Below are 26,655 nucleotides of genomic sequence, written 5' to 3' on the forward strand. Positions count from 1 at the left end.
TGGCAGGCCGCTACTCGCCCCTGATGGGATCGCTTAGTTGCGCCACGGTCGGTTGGTGATTTCCATTCCCGATTAAAGGACGAGAACCACTCGATTGATTGACTGATCGAGTGCGATTTTTTCAATCTCCAAAAAGCAAAAATCCATTCGAGTTGCTCGTCGGGCAGCGATTTTCCGCGTCTGTTTCACGCGTTTCGCCGCGGCTAACTTTTTTCCCTGAGCGTGGCTGAAAGAGAATGCCATTTCTTATAATGAAATTTGTCTACTGATTTTATAGACTAAATATGCAACCAGTGAGTGATCGTGGCGCCATGACTTATCTCCTCAGCCTTCTCGACAAAAGCCCGATCGATCAGGGCCTCACCGCGGCGGACGCGCTGCGGGCGACGCTCACGATCGCCGCCCGAGCCGAGGAGCTTGGCTATCACCGTTTCTGGGTCGCCGAACATCACAGCATGCCCAATCTGGCGAGCTCCGCGCCGGAAGCGCTGATCGCCTATCTTCTCGCCAGGACATCAAGGATCCGTGTTGGCTCCGGCGGCGTCATGCTGCAGCACTACAGCGCCTACAAGGTTGCCGAGACCTTCAATCTTCTGGCATCGCTTGCGCCGGGGCGTGTCGATCTCGGCGTCGGCAAGGCGCCGGGCGGTTTTCCGTTGTCGACGCGCGCCTTGCAGGTTGCCGTCGATCCGGCGAGAAAGCCGGATTTCGCGAGCCAGCTTGCCGATCTCAACACTTATCTCTCCGCCGACCCCAAGTATGACGGTGCGCAGGCGACTCCTTTCCCGCCGACGGCCCCGGAGCGCTTCTTGCTCGGCGCCAGCGTCGAAAGCGCCGAACTCGCGGCCGAGAAGGGCTGGGAGCTTGTCTTCGCCGGCCACCTGAATGGCGATCCCGACAATCTGCGCAAGACCTTCGAAGCCTATGAGCGGGCATCGGGCGGCAAGCGTCCCATCCTGGCGCTTGCAGCCTTCGCCGCCGAAAGCGAGGACTATGCCCGCGAGCGTGTCGGAGGCTTGCGCATCGTCAAGGTGTTCCTACCGAACGGCCAGACCGTCAATGTCGGCAGCGAGGAGCAGGCGGCCGAATTTGCCCGGCAGGTCGGCGTCACTGATTACCGCATCGAGGAAAAAGTGCCGAGTGTGCTGCACGGCACGGCAAAGCAGATCCGCAAGGAACTGGACGAGCTTCACCGCTGCTACGGTGTCAAGGAATTCGTGCTCGACACGCCCGCGCTTTCAGTCGCTGAGCGCCTTGCCTCCATCGAGCTGCTCGCCGTCGAGCGCCTTTCCCTCGTCGCCTGACCTTTCCAAGGAGATCGATCCCATGGCTCAAAAGCACGTCACGTTCGGCATCATGCTGCAGGGCCCCGGCGGCCATATGAATGCCTGGAAGCATCCGAGCGGACCGGCCGACGCAAGCGTCAATTTTGATTTCTTCGTTGCGACGGCGCGCAAGGCGGAGGCAGCCGGCATCGCCTTCGCTTTTGTCGCCGACGGTCTTTATATCAACGAGCAGTCGATCCCGCACTTCCTCAACCGGTTTGAGCCGATCGCCATTCTCTCGGCGCTTGCGGCCTCGACCTCGAAGATCGGCCTCGTCGGCACTGTTTCGACCTCCTACAGCGATCCATTCACCATCGCCCGCCAGTTCGCCTCCATCGATCTCATCAGCGGTGGTAGGGCAGGGTGGAACGCTGTGACCTCGCCGCTCGAGGGCTCGGGGCGCAATTATAATCGCGAGCATCCCGAGCACGAGCTGCGCTACGAGATTGCCGAGGACTATATCGATGCGATCAAGGGTCTCTGGGATTCCTGGGACGACGATGCTTTCGTGCGCAATCGCGAGACCGGCGTCTTTGTCGACAAGGCGAAAATGCATCGCCTCAACCACAAGGGCCGTTTCTTCCGTGTCGAGGGCCCGCTCAATATCGGCCGTTCCAAGCAAGGACAACCGGTCGTCTTCCAGGCGGGCGCCTCGGACTCTGGTATCAGGCTTGCCGGCAAGCATGCTGATGCCGTGTTCACCAATGGCGGGCCGTTCGAAGAGGCGCGAGGCTTCTACCGTCAGCTCAAGGACAGCGTGATCGGACACGGGCGGTTGGCTGCGGAGGTCGGCATTTATCCGGGCATCGGGCCGATCGTCGGCGCGACCAAGGAGGAGGCGGAGGCAAAATATCAGGCAATCCGCAATCTCGTCACGATCGAGGAGGCGCTCCTCTATCTCGGCCGCTTCTTCGATCACCATGACTTCAGCGTCTACCCGCTCGATGAACCGTTCCCCGAGCTCGGTGATATCGGCAGGAACAATTTCCGCGCCACCACCGACCGCATCAAGAAGACGGCGCGTGAGAAGGGGCTGACGCTTCGCGAAGTCGCGCTCGATTCAGCGACGCCGCGTACCGCATTCATCGGCACGGCGGAGCATATCGCCGATGAGATCATCCGCTGGGTGGATCACGGCGCCGCCGACGGCTTCATTCTCGGCTTCCCCGTCATCACCGAAGGCTTCGCGGATTTCGCCGAGCACGTCCTGCCGATCCTCACCGAGCGCGGCTATTTCAATCCGGTCCTGAAGGGAGAAACGCTGCGCGATCACCTGGGCCTGCCGTTCCGGGAAAGCCGGTATGCGGCCGGGCCTAAACAGGTCGAACAGGGAAGGGCCGTAGGCGCCTGAGGCGCCGCCGGCGAACCGCCATGGACACCAGCACCCAGCACCCGCGCAGCAACGATCCGATCGAGAAGGGCATCGCCGCCTATCTCGACGAGATCATCGCGCTTCGCCACGATCTGCACCAATATCCCGAGCTTGCCTTCCAGGAGCTCAGGACCAGCAAGCTCGTGGCAACCCGTCTCTCCTCCTGGGGCTACGAGGTGGCGACGGGCATCGCCGGCACCGGCATCGTCGCCACCCTCAGGCGCGGTGCGGGCGGGAAGCGGATCGGCATTCGTGCCGACATGGATGCCTTGCCGATCGAGGAGGCGACCGACCTTGCCTATGCCAGCAGCAATCCCGGCGTCATGCATGCCTGCGGCCATGACGGGCATACCGCGATCCTGCTTGCCGCCGCCCGCTATCTCGCTGAAAACGGTCGTTTCAACGGCACCCTCAGGCTGATCTTTCAGCCCGCCGAGGAAATCGGCGCCGGCGCCCGCAAGATGATCTCGGAAGGCCTGTTCGAACGATTTCCGGTCGATGCGGTTTTCGGACTGCACAACTGGCCCGGTGTGCCGACGGGCCAGTTCGGTTTCGTCACCGGCCCGGCCATGGCGTCTGTCGATCAGGCGGTCATCAAGATCGTCGGCAAGGGCGGACACGGCGCCGAGCCGCATCGCGCCGTCGATCCGGTGCTGGCTTCCGCCTCCTTTATCACCGCCCTCCAGAGCGTCGTCTCGCGCAATGTCGATCCGCAGGACATGGCGGTCGTCACCGTTGGCTCGATCCACGCGGGCTCGGCTTCGAATGTCATCCCTGAGAACGTGGAGATGAAACTCACCATGCGGGCCTTCAGCGAGGAGGTTCGCCAGCTGCTGCAAGAGCGCATTCCAGCCCTTGCCCGGGCCCAGGCCGAAAGCTTCGGCGCCGAGGCGGACGTGAACTACCGACTCGGCTTTCCGGCGCTGGTCAACCACGCCAAGGAAACGGCGTTTGCCGGTGACGTCGCCTATGACGCGCTTGGTCTCGCCGCGATCGAGAAGGATTTCCGGCCGCGGACCGCGAGCGAGGATTTCGCCTTCATGCTGCAGGCCAACCCCGGCAGCTACCTCTTCATCGGGAATGGCGACAGCGCGCCTCTTCATAGCGCCCACTACGATTTCAACGACGCAATCATCGCGCCCGCCGCCCGCTACTGGGTGCGGCTCGCCGAAACTTTCCTCACTGATGACAACGGGTGATGAACGATATGAGCGATACGTTTCTCTATACCAGCCCTCTCGACCCGCGCGCCAAGCCGCTGATCGATGAACTGATCCATGAGTATGACAGCCGCTACGGCACCTATTTCAATGCCGAAGGTGCTGCGGCCGAGCTCAACCGCTATCCCCCCGAAGCCTTTGCCCCGCCCTACGGGAATTTTCTGTTGCTGATTCGCGATGGCGAAACCATCGGCGGCGGCGCCTTCAAGCACTATGACGAGCGCACGGCCGAGTTCAAACGCATCTGGACGCGCTCCGATCTGCGCCGCCAGGGCCTTGCCCGGGCGGTGCTGGTGGAACTGGAAGCCCAGGCCGCCCGCCAAGGCTATGTCCGCATCTACCTGACGACCGGCTTTCGCCAGCCCGAGGCCGTCGGCCTCTATCTGAACTATGGCTACACTGCTCTCTTCGACACGTCAGCCGATCCCGAAATCTACAAGAGCCTGCCCTTCGAGAAGGACATCACCCATCTCGCCGAGCCTGCTCTCGAAGACGCGGAACCGCGCCTGCGTCTCGCCGGCGCAAATCACTGAAAACGGCAAAGACCGACAATCAAAAAAGGGAAGCACAATGGCACTGACGACGGATTTTGCCGGCATCGACCCCGGCAGCAGGACGGCAGAATCGAAGGACTATTCCCGCTACCGCATCGTGCCGGCGCGCCATCCGGGGCGCCTGGCAGGCACGATCTTCGCCGCCTTCGTCATCGTCGCCGTGCTCTATTCCACCTTCACCAATCCGCGCTGGGGCTGGGGCGTCTTCGGCGAATGGTTCTTTGCCGAGCCGGTGCTCGTCGGCCTCGGCAGGACGCTGCTCTTGACCGTGCTTGCCGCCATATCAGGTTCCATTCTCGGAACGGCTCTGGCGCTTGCCCGTGTTTCCAAGTCGCCGCTGCTCTCCGGCCTCTCCTGGGGCTACATCTGGCTGCTGCGCTCCATCCCGGTCATCGTGCTGCTGCTGATCCTGAACAATCTCGGCTATCTCTACGAGACGATCAAAATCGGCATCCCTTTCACCGAAACGGTCTTCATCGACTATCCGACAGTGCAACTGCTGACGCCCTTTGCCGCCGCCTTTCTCGGCCTGACGCTCAACCAGTCGGCCTTCTTTGCGGAAATCGTGCGCGGCGGCATTCTCTCGGTGGATCATGGACAGCTGGAGGCCGCCGCCGCTCTCGGACTGCCGCGGCGGCGCCAGGCCTTCCGTATCGTGCTGCCGCAGGCTATGCGCTCGATCCTTCCGACCGGCTTCAACGAACTCATCGGATTGGCGAAAAGCACGTCCATGGTCTACGTTCTGGCGCTGCCGGAACTCTTCTACACGGTCCAGGTGATCTACCGCCGCAATCTCGAAGTGATTCCGCTGCTGATGGTGGCGACCGTCTGGTATCTGATCATCATGACGGGGCTGTCGCTCGCTCAGCACTATATCGAGCGCTATTTTTCCAAGGGAGCGGTGCGCAATCCGACACCGCTGCCCTTCCAGGCATTTTTCGAGCGCTTCCGTCGTCCGCTGCCGGTCTTTGAGACGACCGCCGACACCGTGCGCAAGATCGGCTTCCGGGATGCGGCGGCGTTGCGGGCGGCGGGCGGCGCGGTGCGCGTCCACGGTATCTCGAAGAGCTTCGGCTCCCTGAAGGTGCTCGATGATGTCGAACTCAGCCTCCCCGCCGGCAGCGTGACCGCCATCCTCGGCCCTTCCGGTTCGGGGAAGTCGACGCTGCTGCGCGCCATCAATCATCTGGAACGTGTCGATGAAGGCTTCATCTCCGTCGACGGTGATTTCGTCGGCTACAGCAGGCGCGGCGATACGCTCTACGAGCTTAAGGAAAAGGATATTCTCAAACGCCGTGCCGATATCGGGATGGTCTTTCAGAGCTTCAATCTGTTCCCGCATCTGACCGTGCTCGAAAACCTCATCGAAGCGCCGATTCAGGTGCGCGGCGTCAGCCGCGAGGAAGCCGTGCAATTGGCGCAGGAGCTGCTGGCACGCATCGGCCTCAGCGACAAGATCAATGCCTATCCGCGCCAGCTCTCCGGCGGACAGCAGCAGCGCGTGGCGATCGCCCGCGCGCTGGCGCTCCGCCCCAAGGTGCTGCTCTTCGACGAGCCGACCTCCGCGCTCGATCCGGAACTCGTCGGCGAAGTGCTCGATGTCATCAAGGAGCTTGCCCGTACCGGCACGACGCTCGTCATCGTCACCCATGAAATCGGTTTTGCCCGTGAGGTCGCCGACACCGTCGTCTTCATGGAAGGCGGCCGTATTCTCGAGGCTGGCCCGCCGGCCCGCGTCTTCACGCAGGCGGAGCATCCCCGAACACGGGAATTCCTCGCCAAGGTTCTCTAGCGCCTGACAGCGCTGGCGAAATGCCGGGCCGCGACGGGCTGCTCCGGCTGAATGACAATAACTACAACCTATGGATGTAATGGAGAAGGGGCATGACATTGAAAGATAGGGCAAGGCTTCTGATAGCAGGAGCCGTCATGGTCGCCGCGGTCGGTTTCGGCTCCGCTCAGGCGCAGCAGAAATTCGATCTCAGCCCCGAACAGCCGAACCGGCTGCGGGTGGAAAAGAACGACAAGCGCATCGCCGAAGCCAAGGACTTCAAGTTCGTCGAAAACGGCGTTTTCACCGTCGGCATCAGCTCGAGCGGCAATCTGCCGCTGCACGACTATGCCTCCGATTCCAAGACCGTCATCGGCTATGACGTCGATCTCGCGCAGGCGGTCGCCGACAGTTTGGGCCTGAAGCTCAATCTCGTTTCGGTCGCATGGGCGGATTGGCCTCTGGGGCTCACCTCCGGTAAGTTCGACGCGGTGATCTCGAACGTCACGGTTACGGAAGAGCGTAAGGAGAAATTCGATTTCTCGACCTACCGCAAGGATGAGCTGGGTTTCTACGTAAAGGCCGATAGCCCGATCACGGCGCTCAAGCAGCCGAAGGACATTGCCGGTCTGAAGGTCATTACCGATGCCGGCACCAACCAGGAGAAGATCCTGCTGGAATGGGACCGACAGAACGTCGCGGCGGGCCTCAAGCCGATCGAGGTGCAATATTACGACGACGATGCGGTCAAGACTCTTGCCGTGCAGTCCGGCCGCGCCGATGCCGTCTTCAGCGTGAACGCGACGCAGGCCTATTCTGCCGGGATAAACGGCAAGACCAAGCTCGTCGGCACCGTCAGCGGCGGTTGGCCGATCACCGCAGAAATTGCCGTCACCACACGCAAGGGCAGCGGTCTTGCAGCCCCCTTGACCGATGTCGTGAACGACCTAATCGCCAGCGGCGCCTACAAGAAGATCCTCGATACGTGGAACCTCGGTCCTGAGGCGATCGACAAGGCTCAGACCAACCCGCCCGGCCTGCCGAAGAGCGGTTCGTAACGTCGATCTAAAGCGCGTCGCGTTCGAGCGGAATCATGCGACGCGCTTTAAATTTTTGTTTTTATGCATGTCGTTGAACCCAAACCGCCACATGAGCGCTCCGCTCCCGCTTCTCGATGCAAACGGAGACATATCGGACGTGACGATCCTTCCCAAATCTCGCACATTGCTCTTCGTAGCCCTGGCGTCAGCATTGACTGGTTTCGGCGCTGCCCATGCGGCTGAGGATTTCGACCTCAGCCCGGAACAGCCGAGCCGGCTTCATGCCGCCAAAAACGATGCGGCCGTTGCCGCAATCCCTAGGGAATTCAAGTTCGTCACACCGGGCAAGTTCACCATCGCCGTCAGCCCCGGCAGCCCGCCGCTTGCCACCTATGCCACGGACGCCAAGACCGTGGCCGGAGCCGATCCCGACTATGCCTCCGCCATCGCCGACAGCCTCGGCCTGACGCTGGAGATCGTGCCGGTCGCCTGGATCGACTGGCCGCTCGGCCTCACCTCCGGCAAATATGACGCCGTCATCTCCAATGTCGGCGTCACCGAGCAGCGCAAGGAGAAGTTCGATTTCTCCACCTATCGCCAGGGCCTGCACGGTTTGTTCGTGAAATCCGATAGTTCCATCACCTCGATCAAGGAGCCGAAGGACGCGGCCGGCCTGAGGATCATCGTCGGCGCCGGCACCAACCAGGAGCGTATCCTGGTGAAGTGGAGCGAAGACGACGTCGCCGCAGGCCTGAAGCCGATCGAACTGCAATATTACGACGACGAGGCGGCGAGCCTTCTCGCGCTGCGTTCCGGTCGAGCCGATGTCATCGTCCAGCCGCACGCGCAGCTCGTCTTCATCGCGGCGCGCGACAAGAACATCAAGCCGGTGGGCACGCTGAGCGCCGGCTGGCCGGATCGTTCCGACGTCGCCATCGCCACCCGCAAGGGAAGCGGACTGGCCGATGCGCTGACTATCGCCACCAATCGCCTCATTAAGGATGGCACCTATGCCAGGATTCTCGCTCACTGGCACCTTTCCGAGGAAGCTCTGCCAGCATCCGAGACCAATCCGCCCGGCCTGCCGAAATATTGATTGCGGGAAGCAAGTCATGAGCGGTCGCAATATGTCCATCAGCCACATCGGCTTCCTCACCCCCGGCAACTATTCCGATGATGATCCGTTGTCGGGATTGGAGCAGACGCTCCAGCAACTGCACTATGGCGAGGCGCTTGGCTTCGACAGCGCCTGGGTCCGCCAGCGGCATCTGGAGCCGGGGATCTCGTCCGCCAGCGCCTTTCTGGCGGCGGCCACCCAGCGCACCAGCCGGATCGAGCTCGGAACGGCGGTCATTCCGATCGGTTATGAAAGCCCGTATCGGCTGGCCGAAGACCTTGCGACGGTCGATGTTCTCGCGCGCGGGCGGCTGAATATCGGTGTCAGCGCCGGCCGGCCGCTGCATGCCGAGTTGATTGCCCCGCTCGCCTTCGATGGCGACTGGACGTGTTTCGATTTCTCGCATGACCGTGTGCTGCGCTTTGCCGACAATCTGCGCGGCGCCTATCTCGGCGACGACGAGACCTTCATCGAGACGCCCTTCGGCCCACAGCGTCCGCGTCTGCAGCCCTATGCCAAAGGCCTGATCGACCGGATCTGGTATGGCGGCGGGTCACAGCACTCGGCCAGCTGGGCGGGCCGCAACGGTTTCAACCTGTTGACGGGCAATGTGATAACGGGGGAGGGGACCGACGACTTCTTCGTCGCCCAATCCAGGCTGATTAAAACCTATCGCGATTCGGGAACGCAGCGCCGCGTCGCGCTCGGCCGCGTCATCGTGCCTTTCGACAGCGCCGATGCGGCAACGCGCCGCCGCTACCGCGATTATGGCGGCGGCCGCCATGAGCGGACGCTTTCGCCGCAGGGCGAGCGACGTACCCTGTTCGCCCGGGATATCGTCGGCACGTCGGACGAGATTCTGGAGCGACTTTTCGCCGATCCGATCCTGCCGGAGGTCAGCGAGCTGCGGCTAGAGCTTCCTTACGAGTTCGTGCACGAGGAATATCGCCAGATCCTCCACGACTTCGCCACAAGAATCGCCCCGGAGCTCGGATGGAAAGCGCAGCCGGAACTTCGGGCCGCTTCCTGAAGGGCCGTCGGCAGACGAAATCACCCATTCGCCATCAAACCATCATCTTAGGAGGAACATTCGTCAGTGACCAAATCGGTGGAATATTTCTTTTCGATCGGCTCGCCCTGGTCCCACATCGGCTTCGACGCCTTTACCGAACTGGCGGCGAAGAACGACGTCGTTGTCACGCCCTATCTGACGACAGTGGTCGAGGAGAATGGCGGCATTTTCTCGCGCAACCGCCCGGAGATCCGCCGGGCTTATTGGACGCGCGACCTCAAACGCTGGGCGCGCGTGCGTGGCAAGGAATTGCGGCTGGAACATCGGCCGGAGCTCAGCGATCCGACGTCGGCATCCCTGTTCGTGATCGCCGCCTATCTCGACGGGCAGGATTGGATTGGCGTGGCCCGTGCCCTGCAGCATGCTTTCTGGAGCGAGGCGAGGGATATCGGCAAGGCTGATGTTCGCGAGGCGATCGTTACAGCAGCAGGTTTCGATGGCGCAGCGCTTCTCAGGCGCCAAGCCGATGGCGACGTCCAGAACAAATGGTCGGCAGACCGCTTGCATGCGCGCGACAGCGGCGTCTTCGGTTTTCCCAGCTATGTCTATGACGGTGAGCTCTATTGGGGCCAGGACAACCTGACCTTTCTCGAACGCCATCTCCGCGGCGACAGGCCTTAGAAGCTGGTCGAGCCAAAAACTGTAGCCAAAACCAATCGACGCGGGTTCGAATCCAATCAAGGCGATGAAACAGACGGAAACTGGGAATTTCTGCGCTTAGCTGCGTGCGAATTCCAGAAGCAGAGCGATGTCATGATTGTCCGCGGCGCGTAATGCCGCGACATAGCGTGCCCGCAATTCGCCAACGTTGGCCAGACTGCCACCGCCCCAGGTAAAAGGATCACCGCCAAGCCGCTCGATCAGGAGGTCGGCCGCGAGACGTGCGTGGCGCCCGTTCCCGTTCGGAAACGGGTGGATGGCGACGAGGCGATGATGGAATCTGATTGCTATCTCATCCGGCGGAAAGGTCTCGTGTTCAATCCAGTAACGGACGTCGCTCAATAAGCTCGCGAGCTCCATTCCAATACGATAAGCCTGAACGCCGATGTTGCGCTCCGTCGCCCGGAACGTGCCGGCCCACTGCCAGACGTCACCGAACATCCGCTTATGTAGTGTCCGCATGAAGTCTTCGCTGAGCATCCGTTCGAGTGGCAAGCGCCGCCGGCCACGCGCCCAAGCCGCGCCCTCGACGATGTTTTCCTGTTCCGCTTCGTTGAGGTCGCGGCGGTGAGTGATCCAGGTCTGGAGCAAACCCTCTCGTTCCTGCGGCTCAAGCGGCGTCGCGTCTTCAGGTTCCTGGAATAGATCTGTCATACGTCGTTCCAGAGATCGCGCTCAGAGAGCCTGTCGCGGATGTATGCCTGGACACGAGATTCAAAATCCGCATTGTCCGTGCCCTGGGCTTCCAAACGCATCGTGTGCGCGACGCGCTGGAGTTCGCGTATCGCGATCTTGCGCGCCCGCGCCTCGACAACGGCTTCAAGCGAGCTGTTTGGAACGAGGGCATAGACGAGCGTGCAATCCAGTGCCTCGGCGGCGCGGCGCAGGGTATTGAGTTGGATCGTTCCGGCGGCTTCCGACTTTTCGATTGATTCCACGGTTTGCGGCCGGACTCCAATGCGCGCGCCCAGCTGCGCACCCGTCATGCCGAGGGCATCGCGTAGCGCTCGTATCCATCCCTTTGGCGGTGCCCTAAACCGATCAATTGGTTGGAGCGCCTGAAGTCTTTCGTCAAGCCGTCCCCGTGCTCTTTTACGGGTGTCACTTTTCATTTTTTGCAGCCTGCAAACTGATATTAAATCACATATATCAGTTTATGGGCTGATTTTCAACTGCTATTTATCAGTCTATAGGCTGCTTCTTGGTATTCAGATAACAGTCTGTAGCCTGATTTGTATCGATTAAGTATCAGACTTCAGCCTGACCCATACTTCACCGGTCGGGTGGGAGCACATCACATCGCCCTTTCCGGCGACTTCTTGGGGGATCGCGCCACGAAGGCGATCGCCCGAAAACAGCTCAACCTGTCGGCAAAATAGCGAGTGGCATGACCGCGTTCGTGATACGTTCTACCGTGGCGTTGTTTAGCGGGAAACCAACGCTATGCCCTCCATGATTCTCTCTCATATCGCCTCATGCAAGCAGGTGCTGCGTGCGCCTCCTCGTCGATGGAGGAAGTCAAGGAACGCCTCTCGTCTCTCGGCAGCCAGGGTTCGATGCCGCCGATCACCTGAATCGAAACGACGCCTGGACGGCCTTCAACGCGCGCTCGGACGTTTTTAGGCCCGGGCCAACCGGCACCACGTCAACGATTTCCAGGCAATCCCCGGTCGCTGGATCTCACCGTAAACGCTTGGCGCTCGGCCCTTTACTCCGACTGTGGCAAACGGTCGCGCGGACTTATCGTGCTAGACAGGCCTGTGACGAGATGCTTGCATGCCACCGGCTGAGGGGCCGAGGTGGGGATATCATCATGGACATCCGAAATCTCCTTGCGAACGGCAAGGGGCGCATGAACGTGTCAACGCCGATCGGAAGCGAACCGATCAAGCTTCTTCAGTTGCACTCGCGGCCCAAGCCCGGTTACAGCATTGACAGTGATGAACGCACCGAAAGGAACGCACGCATGACGCAAGGAAGCTTTGGCTTTCCCCCTGCGGATTTTCGAGGACGCGCTTTGGGGGAAATTCATGCGCGACCTTATGCGCTCGTTCAGGCACCACGCGTCATCTTCCAGCTGGCTTTTTTGACGGAGAGCGCCGGGGACAATGACCATGAGATGCTTGCTGATTTTTCCCGCTCCAGCGGTGTTGCTCCACCTGCCCGCGAAACCAGCCATCATGCGATAAGCTGGGGCCAGGGAACGCTGCGCTGGGAGCGTCATACGGAGTTTTCGACCTACTTTTGGGATTGTCCGGCGCCCGACAGGTTCGGTGGACCGATCGCCGTTCATCCGTTCGGCGACGGTTTTTCGCCGCCGGGGCCCTTCATATCGGGAATCCGTCTGGAAATCCGGCCCGATACATTAGAGACAGCGCAGGAGATTACCGTTTTCGATCCGACGAGCCTGTGTCGAAGTGAACTGAGAAACGGCCAGGCAACAATCCTCACCGACTTTCGCCAGGACGGCGATGGATTGACGAAATTTCTGGTGATCGATCGTGGCATGTCCGACAGTGCGCGCGGCGCACTGGTCCAGCGCCTTCTCGACATCGAAACCTATCGCACGCTGGCAATGATGGGCCTGCCGCTTGCGCAATCGCTCTCGCCCGAAATACGTCAGATCGAGTCTGGCCTGACCGCCATTACGCAGCGCATGAAGCTGCATGCGCGCGACGAGGCGGACCAGATGCTGTCGGAGATAACGCGCCTGGCGGCCGAGCTCGAGGCAAATGCGGCGCTCAGCCTCTATCGGTTCGGAGCCAGCCGCGCCTACTACGAGATCGTCCAGGAACGCATTCGCGCCTTGGCCGAAACCGCGATACCAGGCAGCGAGACGCTTGGCTCCTTTCTCGAGCGGCGCCTGGCTCCGGCGATGCGAACCTGCCAGTCTGTCGAGGAACGCCAGGCGAATCTCTCGCGCAAACTGGCCCGGGCAACGGCCCTGTTGCGAAGCTGGATCGACGTCGAACTCGAGCGTATCAATGCGACGGTGTTAAACTCGATGGATCGTCGGGCGCAGTTGCAGTTGCGCCTGCAGCAGACGGTCGAAGGGTTGTCAGTGGCGGCAATCTCCTACTACGTGGTTGGGCTCTTCGGTTACATGGCAAAAGGTGCGCACAATGTTGGCTTCGAGGTGTCTCCCGAGACGTTGACCGGCCTGTCCGTTCCGATCGTGGTTGCCGGCATGTGGCTAGTCGTGCGAAGCATCAGGCGAAGACATGCCGAAGAGGACAGGCATTGACGCTTTTCCGCGGGGTAAGATGCCACCGGCGCGGTCAGGACATGAGCCGTCAGCCGACGACCTAAGGAAGTCATCATGGACGACAGCATCTGTCACAACCCGGGTTGCGGCACATCCCGCAACACCTCGGCCATGATCCGCAATTCAGGCACCGAGACTGATATCATCGAGTACGTCAAAAACCCACCGAGCCGCGATCGACTCGTCCAGTTGACCGCCGACGCCGGTTTGACGGTTAGGCAAGCACTTCGGGAAAAGGGGACGCCCTATGCGAACATATCCTCGACGCGAATTGCGCGCTTTCGCTGACCGCAAGACCAACACGTCGCTTTGGGTCCATTTGGCTTCAGATCTGCGCTGTTGAACTCTCGTAGAGAACCGCGCCGGTTGCGTCATCGACGCCGCTCAGGCTGACGTCGTAGCCCCAGAGATGGCGAATATGGCCAAGCGTGGCATCACGGCTGCTCTCTTCCAAGAGGATGCCATGCTTCACATTGTGCTGAAGCCGAAGCTGCCGATCCCCAAGCAAGTCGACGTCGACAACTTGAATGTCGGGCTGCCTGGCGCCGACATCATAGCTGTGGGCAAGTGCCGACCGGATCTTTGAATAGCCGCGCTCGTTATGGATCGCGGATACTTCGCAATAGCTGTCGGTGGAGCGATCAGAAAGCAGAAACAGGCGGAACTTACGGATCATCGCCGGGCTGAGATATTGCAGCATGAAGGACTCGTCCCGGTGGTTTGCCCAGGCGTCGAGCAGCGTCCCCTGCCAGTCGCCGTTGCCGGCAAACGACGGAAACCAGTCCCGATCTTCCTCCGTCGGCTCCATGCAGATGCGCTCGATGTCCTGCATCATCGCGAACCCCAAGGCGTAGGGATTTATGCCCGGAAAGCGCGGGTCGTCGAAAGCGGGCTGGAATACGACGTTGGAGTGGCTTTTCAGCAATTCCAGCATCGCCCCCTCGCTGATCCGGCCCTGGTCGAAAAGGCGGTTGATGATCGTGTAGTGCACGAAGGTCGCACAGCCCTCGTTCATCACCTTGGTTTGGCGCTGCGGATAGAAATACTGCGCAATGACACGAACGATCCGGAGAAGCTCGCGCTGCCAGGGATCGAGGATGAGGCTGTGCTTTTCCAGGAAGTAGAGCAGGTTCTCTTCCGGAAGATTGAGAACCTTCTTGCGTTCGGATGCGTCGCGTTCGGCATCTTCCGGGTTGCGGCTTTCGGCTGCCAGCGGAAGCGTGCGCCACAAATCGCTATAGGTCTGCTCTTCGTATTCCAAGCGCTCCCGAGCGCGCTCCCTTACTTTTTCCGAAGAGAGGCGGGGCGGGCGACGGTAACGGAAGACGCCCTGATCCATCAAGGCGTGCGCTGAATCGAGGATCGCCTCCACTGCGCTCAACCCGTGCCGTTCTTCGCATTTGGCAATGTATTTCTTCGCGAAGTCCATATAGCTCAAAATTGCGCCGGCATCGGTCCATTGGCGAAAAAGGTAGTTGTTCTTGAAGAAATGGTTATGGCCGAAGGCCGCATGTGCGGTCACGAGCGTCTGCATCGCCATGGTGTTTTCTTCCATGAGATAGGTGATGCAGGGATTGGAATTGATGACCAGCTCGTAGGCGAGACCGCGCTGTCCCTTGCGGTAGAGGTGATCCTCGAAGATGAAGCGTTTGCCAAAGGACCAGTGCTGGTACATCAAAGGCATGCCGACCGAAGAATAGGCGTCCAGCATCTGCTCGGAGGAAATGATCTCCAGCTGGTTGGGATAGACGTCCAATCCCATCTCATCGAGCGCGACCGCCTCGATGGCATCGTAGGCGCGTGAAAGGGTCGCAAAATTCCAATCGGAACCATCAAACAGCAGGCCTGAACTAGAGCGTCTCGCCATCTGGTCGTCCTTACTTGCGCGTGCGCAGGGCAGGCTGTCGGGTAAAGAGCTTGCGGAACACGGGGTAGATGTCTGCTGGTCGGGAGATCCGCGTCATCTGGAAGTTGGGCACCTCCCCGTCGACCGTGCGATAGGCGCGCCACAGCGACGTACCGTTGTCGGTCGTTCCAAAGATCTCCGTTTCGCGTTCGTCGATGATCTCGACATAGGCATAATACTGGCAAAGACGCATCAGGTGATCGCGAAGCAGCGCCGCACAGCGTTCGGAATCACCGCTGATGTTATCGCCATCGGAGGCCTGCGCGGCGTAGATGTTCCATAGATGTGCCGGATAGCGCTCCTCAATCACGCGAAGCATTTCCTCAAGGGCGGTGGAGACGACCGTCCCGCCGCTCTGCTTGCTGTAGAAGAACGTCTCCTCATCGACCTCGTGCGCCTCGTCGGTATGGCGGATGAAGACAATATCGATCCGCTCATAGCGGCGGGTCAAAAACAGGTGGAGCAGGACGAAGAAGCGCTTTGCAAGATCCTTTTCCCGCTCGCCCATCGATGCCGACACATCCATCAGACAGAACATCACGGCGCTGGCGTTGGGAAGCGGCTGGCGCTCGAAGCGATTGAAGCGAATGTCGACCGGATCGACATAGGAAATACGTCGACGTCGACGCTCCAGCTGCTCGAGTTCCTCGCGCAGCGCCTGCAAGTGCCGTCGGTTGGCTGCAGACAGGTCCTTCTCGGCCTCCAGGGCGGCGATCTCGTCCGCAATCGCCTTCACTGCGGCTTCGCTCGGCCGCTGTAGGGCCATGCGGCGGCCGAAGCTGTTGCGCATGGTCCGTCCGACATTGATGTTCGTGGGTGTTCCCGCCGTGCTGAAGCCGACGCGGTGCGGCTTGTACGTCACCGTTTCCTTGAGGCTCAGCTTGACCATGTCTGGCAGCTCAAGGTCCTCGAAAAAAAGGTCGAGAACCTCGTCGCGCGACAGAATGAACTGGAAGTCATCCTCACTCTCGCCGCGGCCCGCACCACGGCCGCTGCCGCCGCCACCGCCCTGCGGCCGCGACAGCTTGTCGCCCGCCATGTATTCCTTGTTTCCAGGCAGAATATACTCGCGCTCGCCGCTGTCGGAGGCGGGCTGGAAGGTCGGCTCTCCCGCGCCACGTTTCGGCATCGGGACGCCATGGGCGGCGTCCACGTCGGCAATCTTGTCGGACTTGACCTGTTCCTTGATGGCCCGCTTGAGTTCCTCGCGGGCACGCTTCAGGAAACGCTGCCGGTTGCCGAGGCTCTTGTCCTTCGGGTTGAGCCGGCGGTCGATGAAATTCGGCATCTGCCAATCCCTCGGTTCAGCATCGTCAACCGGCCTTGTTGACCCTCATGTACCAATCGACGAGCCGCCGAACCTGCCGAACCGTGTAGCCACGTTGCGTCATACGCTGGACGAATTCGGCGTGCTGTTTTTCCGTCGAGCTGTCCTTCTTGGAGCCGAAACTGATGACCGGCAGGAGATCTTCCACCTGGCCGAACATGCGCTTTTCGATCACTTCGCGAAGCTTTTCATAGCTCGTCCAGGCAGGGTTGCGCCCATGGTTCTTGGCGCGGGCGCGTAGCGTGAACTTCACGACTTCGTTGCGGAAATCCTTGGGATTGGCGATGCCGGCGGGTTTCTCTATCTGCGACAGCTCGCTGTCGAGTATTTCCCGGTTGAGGATTTGTCCGGTATCGTAGTCCTTGAAGTCCTGGTCTTCCAGCCATGCATCGGCATAAGCGATATAGCGGTCGAACAGGTTCTGCCCATATTCGCTGTAGGATTCCAGATAAGCCTTCTGGATTTCATGGCCGATGAATTCGGCGTAACGCGCAGCAAGCTCGGACTTGATGAAATCAAGGTAGCGGGCTTCTGTTTCCTTTGGGAACTGTTCGCGTCGGATCGCCTGCTCCATGATGTACATCAGGTGCACGGGGTCGGCTGCCACCTCCTTGGTGTCGTAATTGAAGGTTTCCGAGAGAACCTTGAAGGCAAAACGCGTGCTGATGCCCGTCATGCCTTCGTCGACACCAGCCGCATCGCGATACTCCTGCACGGACTTGGCCTTGGGATCGGTGTCCTTCAGGTTCTCGCCGTCATAAACGCGCATCTTGGTGTAAAGGGGTGAGTTCTCATGGACGTGGAGACGTGTTGCAACCGTGAATCGGCTGAGATTTTCGAGCACTTCGGGGGCACACGGGCTCTTTGCCAATTCGCTCTCGCGCAGCAGCTTCTCGTAGATTTGCCGCTCCTCGGTGACCCGCAGGCAATAGGGCACCTTGACCACGAGGATGCGGTCGAGGAATGCCTCGTTGTTTTTGTTGTTCTTGAAGTGCAGCCACTCGGACTCGTTGGAGTGAGCAACGACGATGCCCTGGAAGGGGAAGGCGCCAAAGTTCTCGGTGCCGTTGTAGCTGCCTTCCTGCGTCGCAGTCAGCAACGGGTGCAGCACCTTGATGGGCGCCTTGAACATTTCGACGAATTCGAGAAGTCCTTGCGTCGTTCTGTTCAGTCCGCCGCTATAGGAGTAGGCGTCCGGATCGGCCTGGCTGAAGTTTTCAAGCTGGCGGATGTCAACCTTGCCGACAAGCGCCGACACATCCTGGTTGTTCTCGTCGCCCGGTTCGGTCTTGGCGATTGCGATCTGCCGCAGACGGGAGGGCGTCAGCTTGACGACGCTGAACTTCGAAATGTCGCCGCCGATCTCGTCGAGCCGTTTTGTTGCCCAGGGCGAGATCAGGCCCGTGAGCCGCCGCCGTGCAATCCCGTACTTGTCTTCCAACAGCCCTGCCATCCGTTCGGGATGGAAGAGGCCGAGAGGGGACTCGAAGACGGGACTGATTTTGCCGTTGACGGCCAAGGTGTAGATCGGGCGCAACTCCATCAGTCTCTTGAGGCGCTCGGCAAGGGAGGATTTGCCGCCCCCGACCGGCCCAAGCAGATAGAGGATCTGCTTGCGTTCCTCGAGCCCTTGCGCGGCATATCTGAAGTAGCCGACAATCCGCTCGATCGTATCTTCCATTCCGTAGAAATCAGCGAAGGATGGGTAGATCTTGACGGTGCGGTTGGCGAAAATCCTGCCAAGCCGCTCATCTGCGCTGGTATCGATCAGCGTCGGCTCGCCGATTGCCTCGACCATCCGTTCCTGTGCCGTCGCATATAGGCTTTTGTCATCGCGGCAGGCGAGCAGATATTCCTGCAGGCTCAATTCTTCTTGCGCGGCGCTTGTGTAAATTTCCGAGAAAAGATCGAAGACGTCGCTTTCACCTTTTTGCATGATGCTCTCCCGCGGCCGGCTGGTTAAGACGGGATCGCTGCCCTGTCGGCGCGCCTGTTGAGAAAACGGCAGAACCTAGTATTCGTTCCTTCAAATACTTAGAGGAGTTCGAAATTGGCTTGGGAAGGCCATATAGCATCTTTGTCGTCTCCATTCTTGCGCTCGATCGCGACTCAAATGTTGAGCAGTGCTGATTGCTAATATGGCACGAAAGACGTGCAATAACCATGGGTAAGGTAATCACGCTATCGGTAGGAACGGCGTAATTTCGGTTGATACAACGCTACGCCGGCGAACAAAATTACACTTTTGACTGGTCGCATTGCAGTGGATGGCAGCCTCCAGACCCTTGCCATCCCTACCTAAAAGGGTGCGGGGACCTTCCGGTCCCCGCCCGGTTCGGGTGTTCAGCTGATGCCGCCGAGGCAGACGTATTTAATCTCCATAAATTCCTCGATGCCGTATTTTGAGCCCTCGCGTCCGAGGCCGGAGAGCTTGACGCCACCGAAGGGTGCTTCGGCCGTCGAGATCAGCCCGGTGTTGACGCCGACCATGCCGTATTCGAGCGCCTCTGCGACCCGGAACACCCGGGCGAGATCCTTGGCATAGAAGTAAGAGGCAAGGCCGAACTCGGTGTCGTTGGCCTGGGCGATCACATCGGCCTCGTCCTTGAAGCGGAAGAGCGGCGCCACCGGCCCGAAGGTCTCCTCGCGGGCAACCGCCATCTCCTTCGTGACATTGGCAAGCACCGTCGCCTCATAGAAGGTGCCGCCGAGGCGATGGCGTTTTCCGCCCTGGATGACACGCGCCCCCCTGGCAAGGGCGTCGGCAACGTGCTCCTCGACCTTCTCCAGCGCCGGCTGGTCGATCAGCGGCCCCAGAATGACACCCTCGTCGAAGCCGTTGCCGGTCTTCAGCTTGCCGACGGCTGCCGCGAGCTTTTGTGAAAAAGCATCATAGACACCATCCTGCACGTAGAGCCGGTTGGCGCAGACGCAGGTCTGGCCGTTGTTGCGGAACTTGGCGATCAGTGCACCCTCGACGGCGGCATCGAGATCAGCGTCGTCGAAGACGATGAACGGGGCGTTGCCGCCGAGCTCCAGCCCGAGCTTCTTGATCGTTGGAGCGCTTTGCTTGTAAAGCTCGGCGCCGATTTCGGTGGAGCCGGTGAAGGTCAATTTGCGCACGCTCGGATTGCCGGTCATCTCGGCGCCAATCTCGCGGGCCGAGCCGGTGACGACGGAAAACAGCCCCTTCGGAAGTCCGGCGCGCTCGGCAAGAACAGCAATCGCAATGGCCGAGAACGGCGTCTGGCTGGCCGGCTTCAGCACCATGGCGCATCCGGCAGCCAAGGCCGGTCCAGCCTTGCGCGTGATCATGGCGTTCGGGAAGTTCCAAGGGGTGATGGCGGCAACGACGCCGATCGGCTGCTTCATCACCATGAGGCGCTTGTCGGGCTGGTGGCCGGGAATGAGATCGCCGTAGACGCGCCGTGCTTCCTCCGCGAACCATTCGACGAAGCTTGCACCATAGACGATCTCACCGGTTGCTTCGGCAACCGGCTTGCCCTGCTCTGATGTCAGGATGCGGCCAAGATCATCCTTGTTCTCGATCATCAGCTCGAACCATTTGCGAAGAATGCCGGAGCGCTCCTTGGCGGTGCGTGCCGCCCAGCCCTTTTGGGCAATGCGTGCCGCCTCGATCGCCGCTTTCGTTTCCGCCGCGCCAAGCTTCGGCACCCGACCAATGACCTCGCCGGTGGCCGGGTTGTTGACCTCGATCGCATTCGAGGGATCGGCCTCGATCCATTTGTCGCCGATGAGAGCTGCCTGACGAAAGAGTGTCGGGTCCTTGAGGTTCATCTTGTTCATCCCATCCAAATTGTGTCGGTCCCGCTTCTGTGAAGCCTTTAGGCAATGTCGGCATCTTTTCCGCCGTGTCAAACTCATCCACCCAAAAACGGTCGCAGCATGCAGCAGCATGTACAAGAGCGGCAAGATTTGACCGTGACGGAGAGACGTTCTTGACAACCTGAGGACAGGCGCAGGATTTTCGGGAACCTTTCGGATCGAGCGCCATCTATAGCCGTGGTAAGGAGATAATGATGTCGCACATTCGAACCGATCGGACAGAAAGGCTCGACACACTTGCCGATGTCGAGCTGGTGCGTCTCGCGGTTGCACGCGATCGCCATGCATTTCGCGCAATCATGACCTCCCATAATCAGCGGCTTTTCAGGCTCGCAAGAAGCGTCGTTCGCAACGACAGCGAGGCCGAGGACGTCGTTCAGGAAGCCTATGTGCGGGCATTTGCGAACCTCGATCGCTTCCGGGGAGACGCGTCGCTGGCCACCTGGCTGTCACGCATCGTGATCAACGAGGCACTCGGGCGGCTACGCAAAAGGAGACGTGCGGCGGGCGTGGCAATTTCGGCGGAGCAAGGCGGTGGAGCGACGATTGTCCAATTTCCTGTCGACAACAGCGGCGGCGATCCGGAGAGGACGATGGCACAGCGACAAATCTTGCAGCTGGTCGAGGAGGCGACCGACGCGCTTCCCGACATCTATCGAACCGTGTTTGTCGCGAGAGTGATCGAGGGGCTAAGCGTGGAGGAGACAGCGCAACTGCTTGGTCTGTGCGCAAAAACCGTCAAGACCCGGCTGCATCGCGCCAGGCGGCTGGTGCGGCAGCGCCTCGACGAAAAGATCGGCCCAGTGCTCCTTTCCGCATTTCCCTTTGCCGGTCGCCGTTGCGAGCGTCTGACGGCTGCGGTGCTGAGCCGCCTCGGTATTCCCGACTAATTTCGGGAACCTAATCGTCTGACCAGCATCCAATGTTCGTTCCAGACAATAACACCCGGGCTTGCGGCTCGGGCGAAGGAGGTTCTTATGCATACTCGACAGATTGCAACCCTGACTGCGCTTTGCATGTTCGGCTTTACGCCCTTGGCATGGGCTGCGGACAAGCCGACGGACGCCCAGATCGCTCATATCGCCTATACCGCTGGCACCATCGATGTTGAGGCTGCAAAACTTGCGATCTCAAAATCCAAGAACAAGGAGGTTGTCGCCTTCGCTGAGGATATGGTGCGGGATCATGAGGCCGTGAACAAGCAGGCTCTCGCATTGGTCAAGAAGCTCAAGGTCACGCCTGAAGACAATGACACAAGCAAGTCGCTGACCAAGGCCGCGACCGACGAGCGTGCGAAACTCGCCAAACTTACCGGAGCAAGCTTTGACAAGGCCTATGTCGCCAACGAAATCGCCTACCACAAGCAGGTCAACGGCGCGCTCGAGACCCTGCTGATCCCGTCGGCAAGCAATGGCGAGCTCAAGGAACTGCTGCAAACCGGGCTCAAGGTCTTCCAGGGTCATCAGCAGCATGCAGAACATGTCGCTGCCGATCTGAAGTAGGAGATATCGGCATGTTAAAACGGCATCAGTGGATCATTGCGGTCGCTGCGTTGGCCCTCGGTGCCGTTCCAGTGCGGGCGGAAATGGTCACGGTGACCATCGAAAAGATGATGTTTTCGCCTGCCGAGATCAACGCAAGGCCGGGAGATACGATCGAGTGGATCAACAAGGATGTTCTCGCCCATACCGCGACGGTAAAGGGTGACTGGGAGGTGGTCATTCCCCCCGGGAAATCAGGAAGCGTCGTGCTGAAGACAGTCACCTCGATCGACTATTACTGTCGGTTTCACCCGAACATGAAGGGTCGTATCTCGGTGTCGGCACAGTAGCGAGGTTTACGATCGCTGCGATGCATGCTGCACTTCGCCGCGACATCCGCCATGGCTGCATGAAACCATCTTCGCGCGGCGGTCGCGCTGTCCTATACAGCGTTCATGTATTCGCTGGAACGTCCCATATCCCTCGAGGAGATCGTGAAGAAAAGCCGTTTTCTGGCGATCGGTTTGCCGATCGCCAGCGAACTCGAGGCGAAGGCGGCGCTTGGCCGGCACTCCCATGGCGATGCCAATCATAATTGCTGGGCCTGGCGCATTGGCCAGGCGTATCGCTTCAGCGATGACGGAGAGCCAGGCGGAACGGCAGGAAAGCCCATATTGCAGGCGATCGACGGTCAGTCTCTCGACAAGGTCCTGGTGATCGTGACGCGTTGGTTTGGCGGGGTTCTTCTCGGTACAGGCGGATTGATCCGTGCCTATGGCGGCACGGCTGCCGCCTGCCTCAAGGCCGGCGAACTGGTCGAGGTCGTCCCAACCTTGGAGGGTACGATCAGCGCCGGGTTTTCCGATCTTGCGATTCTCAAGGCAAGGCTCACGGCCTTTGAAGGCGTGCAGGTCCTCAGCGAGACATTCACCGGCACCGGTGCACAGATCAGGGCGCGCTTCCCCGAGGCGAAATCGGAGGAAATTGCCCGGCTGATCGCCGATACGACAAGCGGTCGGAGCGCGCTTGCCCTGAAAAACCAGCCTAGTGTTATTCCGCCGGGTTGGTGATCCGCGCCGGCAAATGCCTGTGATCAGGAGCGCAAATTGAGCCAGGCGATCCCTTCGTCACCATTAGCTAGCCGCCGGTGAATTGAAATTAGCCGAGATCGCACTTTAAATTAGCCGAGAACTCGGTTAAGAATTGCCAATGACAAACTCGCCGCTCCTGAAAAAGCTGATTGAACGAAAAGCCCGACCGATCGTCGAAACGGCGCTGGCTGACACACGTGTAGTGCTTATTGCCGGCCCGCGGCAAGCCGGAAAGACGACTCTCGCGCGACAGATCGTTGGTTCCGATCGTCCATATATTACCCTCGACGACGTTGGGTCGCTCAATGCAGCAAGGACCGATCCGATTGGCTTTATCCGAGGCATCAAACGGGCCGTGATCGATGAGGTGCAACGGGCGCCGGAACTCATCCTGGCGATCAAGGAAAGCGTGGATCGCGATGACGAGCCCGGGCGGTTCTTGCTCACGGGCTCAGCCAATCTGGCCACCGTTCCGGCGATTGCGGACTCGCTCGCCGGTCGTATGGCAGTCGTCCCATTGTTGCCGTTTGCCCAGTCTGAAATCAGGGGCACCCCGGGGCATCTGCTGGATCGGCTGTTCGCGGGCGAAGAGCCTTCCGCCGGCGAGAATGCTGTGGTTGGGGACGATCTGTTGCGAACGGTGCTACAGGGCGGTTATCCAGAAGCATTGCGACGGCCGACGACTGACCGGCGGACTGCCTGGTTGGAAGATTATGTCGATTTGATCCTCGATCGCGATGTGCGCGATATCGCGAATATCGATCAGTTGGACCGGCTTCCGCGGCTGCTTGATGTCCTTGCTGAGCACGCCGGACAATTGGTGAATAACAGCAGCTTCGGTGCAGCGCTCGGATTGTCGAGCATCACCGCACAGAAATACGTTGCTATCCTCGAGCGCCTCTTTCTGATCAGGACACTGGTTCCTTGGTCCAACAACCGCTTGAACCGGCTCGTCAAGACACCAAAGCTCCACTTTCTGGACTCCGGATTGCTTGCCACTTTGCGAGAGGATGAAGCGGATGCATTGCGCGACAACAAAAGCCGTTTTGGTGCTCTGCTTGAAAGCTTCGTGGTTTCGGAACTGCTGAAGCTGGCATCCTGGTCAGACCGGCGCTTATCCTTCTCGCACTATCGGACCAGAGACCGGGATGAAGTCGATGTCATCGTTGAGGATCGGCGCGGTCGGATCGTCGGAATAGAGGTAAAGGCGTCTGCAACGGTAAAATCTGACGATTTCCGCGGGTTGCGCCAGTTACAAGACGCAGTCGGCGATCGTTTCGTGCGAGGGCTCGTCTTGCACGACCACGACCGAGTGACGCCATTTGGAGAAAAGCTCCAAGCCGCCCCGCTATCTCTTCTATGGACAATGTGAGCCGCGAGCGGGCGGCGCTCGGCACCAAACGGCGTCAACCAATCGGTCTGCAAGTCGATCAAACGTGGCCTCGAGACGAAAATGCTTAGGATGGGGGCGTCACATAAAAAAATGGGCACAGATATACCCTGAGGGACCCGGGTGTCTGGAATCACCTGTTTTTCGCACATCACCGAGATTGGATGGGTTTGGGACCGAGCCGCTATTTCCATTCGCCCGTTGAGCGCGCAGATTGTCTTGTCGCGACTTTCGGGGAGCAACCTTTGATGCGCTTGAACGCGGTTCCGAATGCACTTTGAGATCCATAGCCGAGCGTTGCAGCGACATCAGCGATGCCCAAACCTTGATGAATGAGATCTTCACCGATTTGCATCCGCCACCTGGTGACGTAGTCGATCGGGGTCTGCCCAATCGCGACATGGAAGGCTTCTGCGAAGGACGTACGCGACATGCCGGCGACCTCGGAGAGAGCCTTCACCGTCCAGCTTCGCCCAGGTTCAGCATGGATGCGGTCGAGCGCCGCTCCGAGGCGCGGGTCAGTCAGCGCGCCGATCCAGCTCCGGCTCGGCGGCCGCCGATCCATCCCCTGCACGTCGCGCTCGGCAAAGGCGCGTAGCATCTGTACGAGCAGCATATCAGCGAGATGGCGCCGGATCAGGTCCGATCCCATCCGGATCTGACGGAACTCGCCTTCCATGATCTCCAGGGTCCGGCTCAGCGTCGATGCTGCCGGGGCGTCCCGAGGCAGGAGCATCAGATGTGGCAACGCCTCTGTCAGCAAGTGTTCGTGCAGTGGGTTCACCCGAAAACTGCCGCCCAGCAGCACCGTGTCTGCCCCGCCGTAGCGTCCGACATCCGAACTTTCCCAGTCGATCACCTTCGCGCCGTCTTCTGGGGGAAGCTGTGGATCGCTCGCCAGAACATAGGCGGGCGTTTGCGACAGCAGGAACACGTCGCCCTGCGCCATCTGCACGGGGGGATGATCGGGATGCAGCATCCAGCACTCGCCCTGGATCACCGCGGCGAATTTCAGTGCCAGCTTCTCGGGAAACCGCAAGGACCAGGCGCCCGCCGCTTCGAGCCGTGTGCAGCGGGCGCTGCGCAGATCGAGCAGGCTGAAGATCGAGGTCAGGGCATCGGTCATATTTCGGACGATCTCAACAAAACTAAGGACAGAACGATATAGATAAGCCGGATCGCAGGCAATACCTTTGCTCCAGTCGAAATGGAGAACGGCGATGGAAAACGTAAAGAGCAAAGTGATCGCAATCACAGGGGCGAGCAGCGGGATCGGACGTGCCACTGCTTTGCGGCTGGCCTCCCACGGGGCAATGCTGGTGCTTGGCGCGCGCCGCACCGAACAACTCGAAGCCCTTCAGCGTGAGATCGAGGCGGGGGGCGGTAGCGCCGTCTTCCGCCAGACGGATGTGCGGGACCGCACCTCCATGCAGGCGCTGGTGGACCTGGCCTGCAATGAGTTCGGCCGCCTCGACGTGCTGGTCTCCAACGCCGGTATCGGCCCGATTTCCAAGCTCGACGAATTGCTGCTGGATGATTGGGATGCAATGATCGACATCAACTTCCGCGGCGTGCTCTATGGCATCGCCGCCGCCCTGCCGGTCTTCCGGAGTCAGAAGGCCGGGCAGTTCGTGACCATCATCTCAACCGCGGGCCTACGGATCGTGCCCGGCCAGGCGGTCTACGCTGCGACGAAAAACGCGGTGCGCACGCTGCTGGAAGGACTGCGCCAGGAAGCCGGACCGACACTGCGCGTCACTGGCATTTCCCCAGGCTACGTGCGCTCGGAATTCGCCAACAGCATTCCCGATCGGGCGCTGCGTGAGCAGGTCGCGCGCGGGATGGAAACGGTGGCGCTCGACCCGGATGCGATCGCGGGCGCAGTGGAGTTCGCTATCGCCCAGCCTTCTGACGTGGACGTCGGCGACATCGTCGTGCGTCCGACTGCTCAGGGGTAGGCGAATGCCCAGTTCCGGCATGCGGCCGTTTACGCGTCGATCGGCGAAGAGCCTGGATTGGTCGGCAGCGCGCGATGCTCTCCTTGCCACAGCGTTGATGAACGCGATCTCTACGCCGAATGGGATGATCGACCTAGGCCGTCGACTCATAAACTCTGACACCAGATCCTTGCGGCGACGAGTTTGACAGCAGCAAGATAGTTTTCCGGGCGCTTGTCGTAGCGCGTAGCGATACCTCGAAACTGTTTGATCTTGTTGAA

At 60.2% G+C, this 26,655-nt stretch carries 23 protein-coding genes and 2 pseudogenes; 17 read left to right on the plus strand and 8 right to left on the minus strand.

Features of this window, described 5'->3' with window-relative positions; genetic code table 11:
• Positions 1 to 311: 311 nt before the first annotated feature.
• The 9 genes from ATY79_RS08925 (at position 312) to ATY79_RS08965 (ending at position 10,092) form a co-directional block, all read left to right on the plus strand.
• A complete protein-coding gene (locus ATY79_RS08925; protein WP_088703583.1) occupies positions 312 to 1,304 on the plus strand; it encodes an LLM class flavin-dependent oxidoreductase in 993 nt (330 codons plus the stop codon).
• Between the two features lie 22 nt (positions 1,305 to 1,326).
• Positions 1,327 to 2,676 (plus strand): LLM class flavin-dependent oxidoreductase, encoded by a 1,350-nt coding sequence (locus ATY79_RS08930; protein WP_088703559.1) that lies wholly within the window; start codon positions 1,327 to 1,329, stop codon positions 2,674 to 2,676.
• Positions 2,677 to 2,696: 20 nt separating this feature from the next.
• On the plus strand, positions 2,697 to 3,896 hold the full coding sequence (locus ATY79_RS08935; RefSeq protein ID WP_088703560.1) for a M20 aminoacylase family protein: 1,200 nt from the start codon (positions 2,697 to 2,699) through the stop codon (positions 3,894 to 3,896).
• On the plus strand, positions 3,893 to 4,450 hold the full coding sequence (locus ATY79_RS08940) for a GNAT family N-acetyltransferase (RefSeq protein WP_088703561.1): 558 nt from the start codon (positions 3,893 to 3,895) through the stop codon (positions 4,448 to 4,450). Before ATY79_RS08935 ends, ATY79_RS08940 begins: the two co-directional genes overlap by 4 nt.
• Positions 4,451 to 4,487: 37 nt before the next feature.
• Entirely contained in the window at positions 4,488 to 6,263 is a 1,776-nt protein-coding gene (locus ATY79_RS31865) for an amino acid ABC transporter permease/ATP-binding protein (RefSeq protein WP_088703562.1), read from the plus strand.
• 92 nt (positions 6,264 to 6,355) lie between these two features.
• On the plus strand, positions 6,356 to 7,300 hold the full coding sequence (locus tag ATY79_RS08950) for an ABC transporter substrate-binding protein (protein WP_088703563.1): 945 nt from the start codon (positions 6,356 to 6,358) through the stop codon (positions 7,298 to 7,300).
• A gap of 91 nt (positions 7,301 to 7,391) precedes the next feature.
• Positions 7,392 to 8,378 carry an ABC transporter substrate-binding protein gene (locus tag ATY79_RS08955; protein ID WP_245312330.1) on the plus strand — a complete coding sequence of 329 codons (987 nt, stop codon included), beginning with the start codon at positions 7,392 to 7,394 and terminating at the stop codon, positions 8,376 to 8,378.
• A 16-nt stretch (positions 8,379 to 8,394) separates the two neighbouring features.
• Positions 8,395 to 9,429: an LLM class flavin-dependent oxidoreductase gene (locus tag ATY79_RS08960; RefSeq protein ID WP_088703564.1), complete on the plus strand. Its 1,035-nt coding sequence runs from the start codon at positions 8,395 to 8,397 to the stop codon at positions 9,427 to 9,429.
• Between the two features lie 66 nt (positions 9,430 to 9,495).
• Entirely contained in the window at positions 9,496 to 10,092 is a 597-nt protein-coding gene (locus ATY79_RS08965) for a DsbA family protein (protein ID WP_088703565.1), read from the plus strand.
• A 96-nt stretch (positions 10,093 to 10,188) separates the two neighbouring features.
• Here the strand turns inward: ATY79_RS08965 and ATY79_RS08970 are convergent, their stop codons facing one another.
• Positions 10,189 to 10,785: a mobile mystery protein B gene (locus ATY79_RS08970; protein ID WP_088703566.1), complete on the minus strand. Its 597-nt coding sequence runs from the start codon at positions 10,783 to 10,785 to the stop codon at positions 10,189 to 10,191.
• The gene (locus ATY79_RS08975) at positions 10,782 to 11,243 is read right to left on the minus strand and encodes a mobile mystery protein A (RefSeq protein WP_088703567.1); all 462 of its coding nucleotides are present in this window, start codon (positions 11,241 to 11,243) and stop codon (positions 10,782 to 10,784) included. Before ATY79_RS08975 ends, ATY79_RS08970 begins: the two co-directional genes overlap by 4 nt.
• 854 nt (positions 11,244 to 12,097) lie before the next feature.
• Here ATY79_RS08975 and ATY79_RS08980 point away from each other — a divergent pair.
• Complete coding sequence (locus tag ATY79_RS08980; RefSeq protein WP_088703585.1) at positions 12,098 to 13,375, plus strand: DUF3422 family protein; 1,278 nt, start codon at positions 12,098 to 12,100, stop codon at positions 13,373 to 13,375.
• A 75-nt stretch (positions 13,376 to 13,450) separates the two neighbouring features.
• Positions 13,451 to 13,648: pseudogene (locus ATY79_RS08985) on the plus strand (arsenate reductase (glutaredoxin)); the annotation flags it as partial.
• A 73-nt stretch (positions 13,649 to 13,721) separates the two neighbouring features.
• Here the strand turns inward: ATY79_RS08985 and ATY79_RS08990 are convergent.
• From ATY79_RS08990 to gabD, 4 genes are all read right to left on the minus strand, one after another.
• On the minus strand, positions 13,722 to 15,263 hold the full coding sequence (locus ATY79_RS08990) for a SpoVR family protein (protein ID WP_088703568.1): 1,542 nt from the start codon (positions 15,261 to 15,263) through the stop codon (positions 13,722 to 13,724).
• Positions 15,264 to 15,273: 10 nt separating this feature from the next.
• Entirely contained in the window at positions 15,274 to 16,590 is a 1,317-nt protein-coding gene (locus tag ATY79_RS08995) for a YeaH/YhbH family protein (RefSeq protein WP_088703569.1), read from the minus strand.
• A 25-nt stretch (positions 16,591 to 16,615) separates the two neighbouring features.
• Positions 16,616 to 18,565, minus strand: coding sequence for a PrkA family serine protein kinase (locus tag ATY79_RS09000; RefSeq protein ID WP_088703570.1), 1,950 nt, complete (start codon positions 18,563 to 18,565; stop codon positions 16,616 to 16,618).
• 407 nt (positions 18,566 to 18,972) lie between these two features.
• Positions 18,973 to 20,427 carry an NADP-dependent succinate-semialdehyde dehydrogenase gene (gene gabD, locus ATY79_RS09005; protein ID WP_088703586.1) on the minus strand — a complete coding sequence of 485 codons (1,455 nt, stop codon included), beginning with the start codon at positions 20,425 to 20,427 and terminating at the stop codon, positions 18,973 to 18,975.
• A gap of 242 nt (positions 20,428 to 20,669) precedes the next feature.
• Between gabD and ATY79_RS09010 the strand changes: the two genes are divergently transcribed.
• The 5 genes from ATY79_RS09010 to ATY79_RS09030 all read left to right on the plus strand — a co-directional run bounded on the left by ATY79_RS09010 (position 20,670) and on the right by ATY79_RS09030 (position 24,419).
• Positions 20,670 to 21,365, plus strand: coding sequence for an RNA polymerase sigma factor (locus ATY79_RS09010; protein WP_088703571.1), 696 nt, complete (start codon positions 20,670 to 20,672; stop codon positions 21,363 to 21,365).
• A gap of 87 nt (positions 21,366 to 21,452) precedes the next feature.
• Positions 21,453 to 21,977 carry a DUF4142 domain-containing protein gene (locus ATY79_RS09015; protein WP_088703572.1) on the plus strand — a complete coding sequence of 175 codons (525 nt, stop codon included), beginning with the start codon at positions 21,453 to 21,455 and terminating at the stop codon, positions 21,975 to 21,977.
• Between the two features lie 11 nt (positions 21,978 to 21,988).
• Positions 21,989 to 22,306, plus strand: coding sequence for a plastocyanin/azurin family copper-binding protein (locus ATY79_RS09020; protein WP_088703573.1), 318 nt, complete (start codon positions 21,989 to 21,991; stop codon positions 22,304 to 22,306).
• A gap of 105 nt (positions 22,307 to 22,411) precedes the next feature.
• A complete protein-coding gene (locus ATY79_RS09025; protein ID WP_088703574.1) occupies positions 22,412 to 23,026 on the plus strand; it encodes a YigZ family protein in 615 nt (204 codons plus the stop codon).
• Between the two features lie 139 nt (positions 23,027 to 23,165).
• Positions 23,166 to 24,419 (plus strand): ATP-binding protein, encoded by a 1,254-nt coding sequence (locus ATY79_RS09030; RefSeq protein WP_088703575.1) that lies wholly within the window; start codon positions 23,166 to 23,168, stop codon positions 24,417 to 24,419.
• 202 nt (positions 24,420 to 24,621) lie between these two features.
• Here the strand turns inward: ATY79_RS09030 and ATY79_RS09035 are convergent, their stop codons facing one another.
• Positions 24,622 to 25,776 carry an AraC family transcriptional regulator gene (locus tag ATY79_RS09035; protein WP_245312331.1) on the minus strand — a complete coding sequence of 385 codons (1,155 nt, stop codon included), beginning with the start codon at positions 25,774 to 25,776 and terminating at the stop codon, positions 24,622 to 24,624.
• On the opposite strand from ATY79_RS09035, the gene ATY79_RS09040 reads away from it, so the two are divergent.
• On the plus strand, positions 25,658 to 26,395 hold the full coding sequence (locus ATY79_RS09040) for an SDR family oxidoreductase (RefSeq protein ID WP_088703577.1): 738 nt from the start codon (positions 25,658 to 25,660) through the stop codon (positions 26,393 to 26,395). The genes ATY79_RS09035 and ATY79_RS09040 overlap by 119 nt on opposite strands.
• A 146-nt stretch (positions 26,396 to 26,541) precedes the next feature.
• Here ATY79_RS09040 and ATY79_RS09045 read toward each other — a convergent pair.
• A pseudogene (locus tag ATY79_RS09045) lies at positions 26,542 to 26,655 on the minus strand (IS5/IS1182 family transposase); the annotation flags it as partial.

Source organism: Rhizobium sp. R693 (assembly GCF_002211315.1).
GTDB lineage: Bacteria > Pseudomonadota > Alphaproteobacteria > Rhizobiales > Rhizobiaceae > Rhizobium.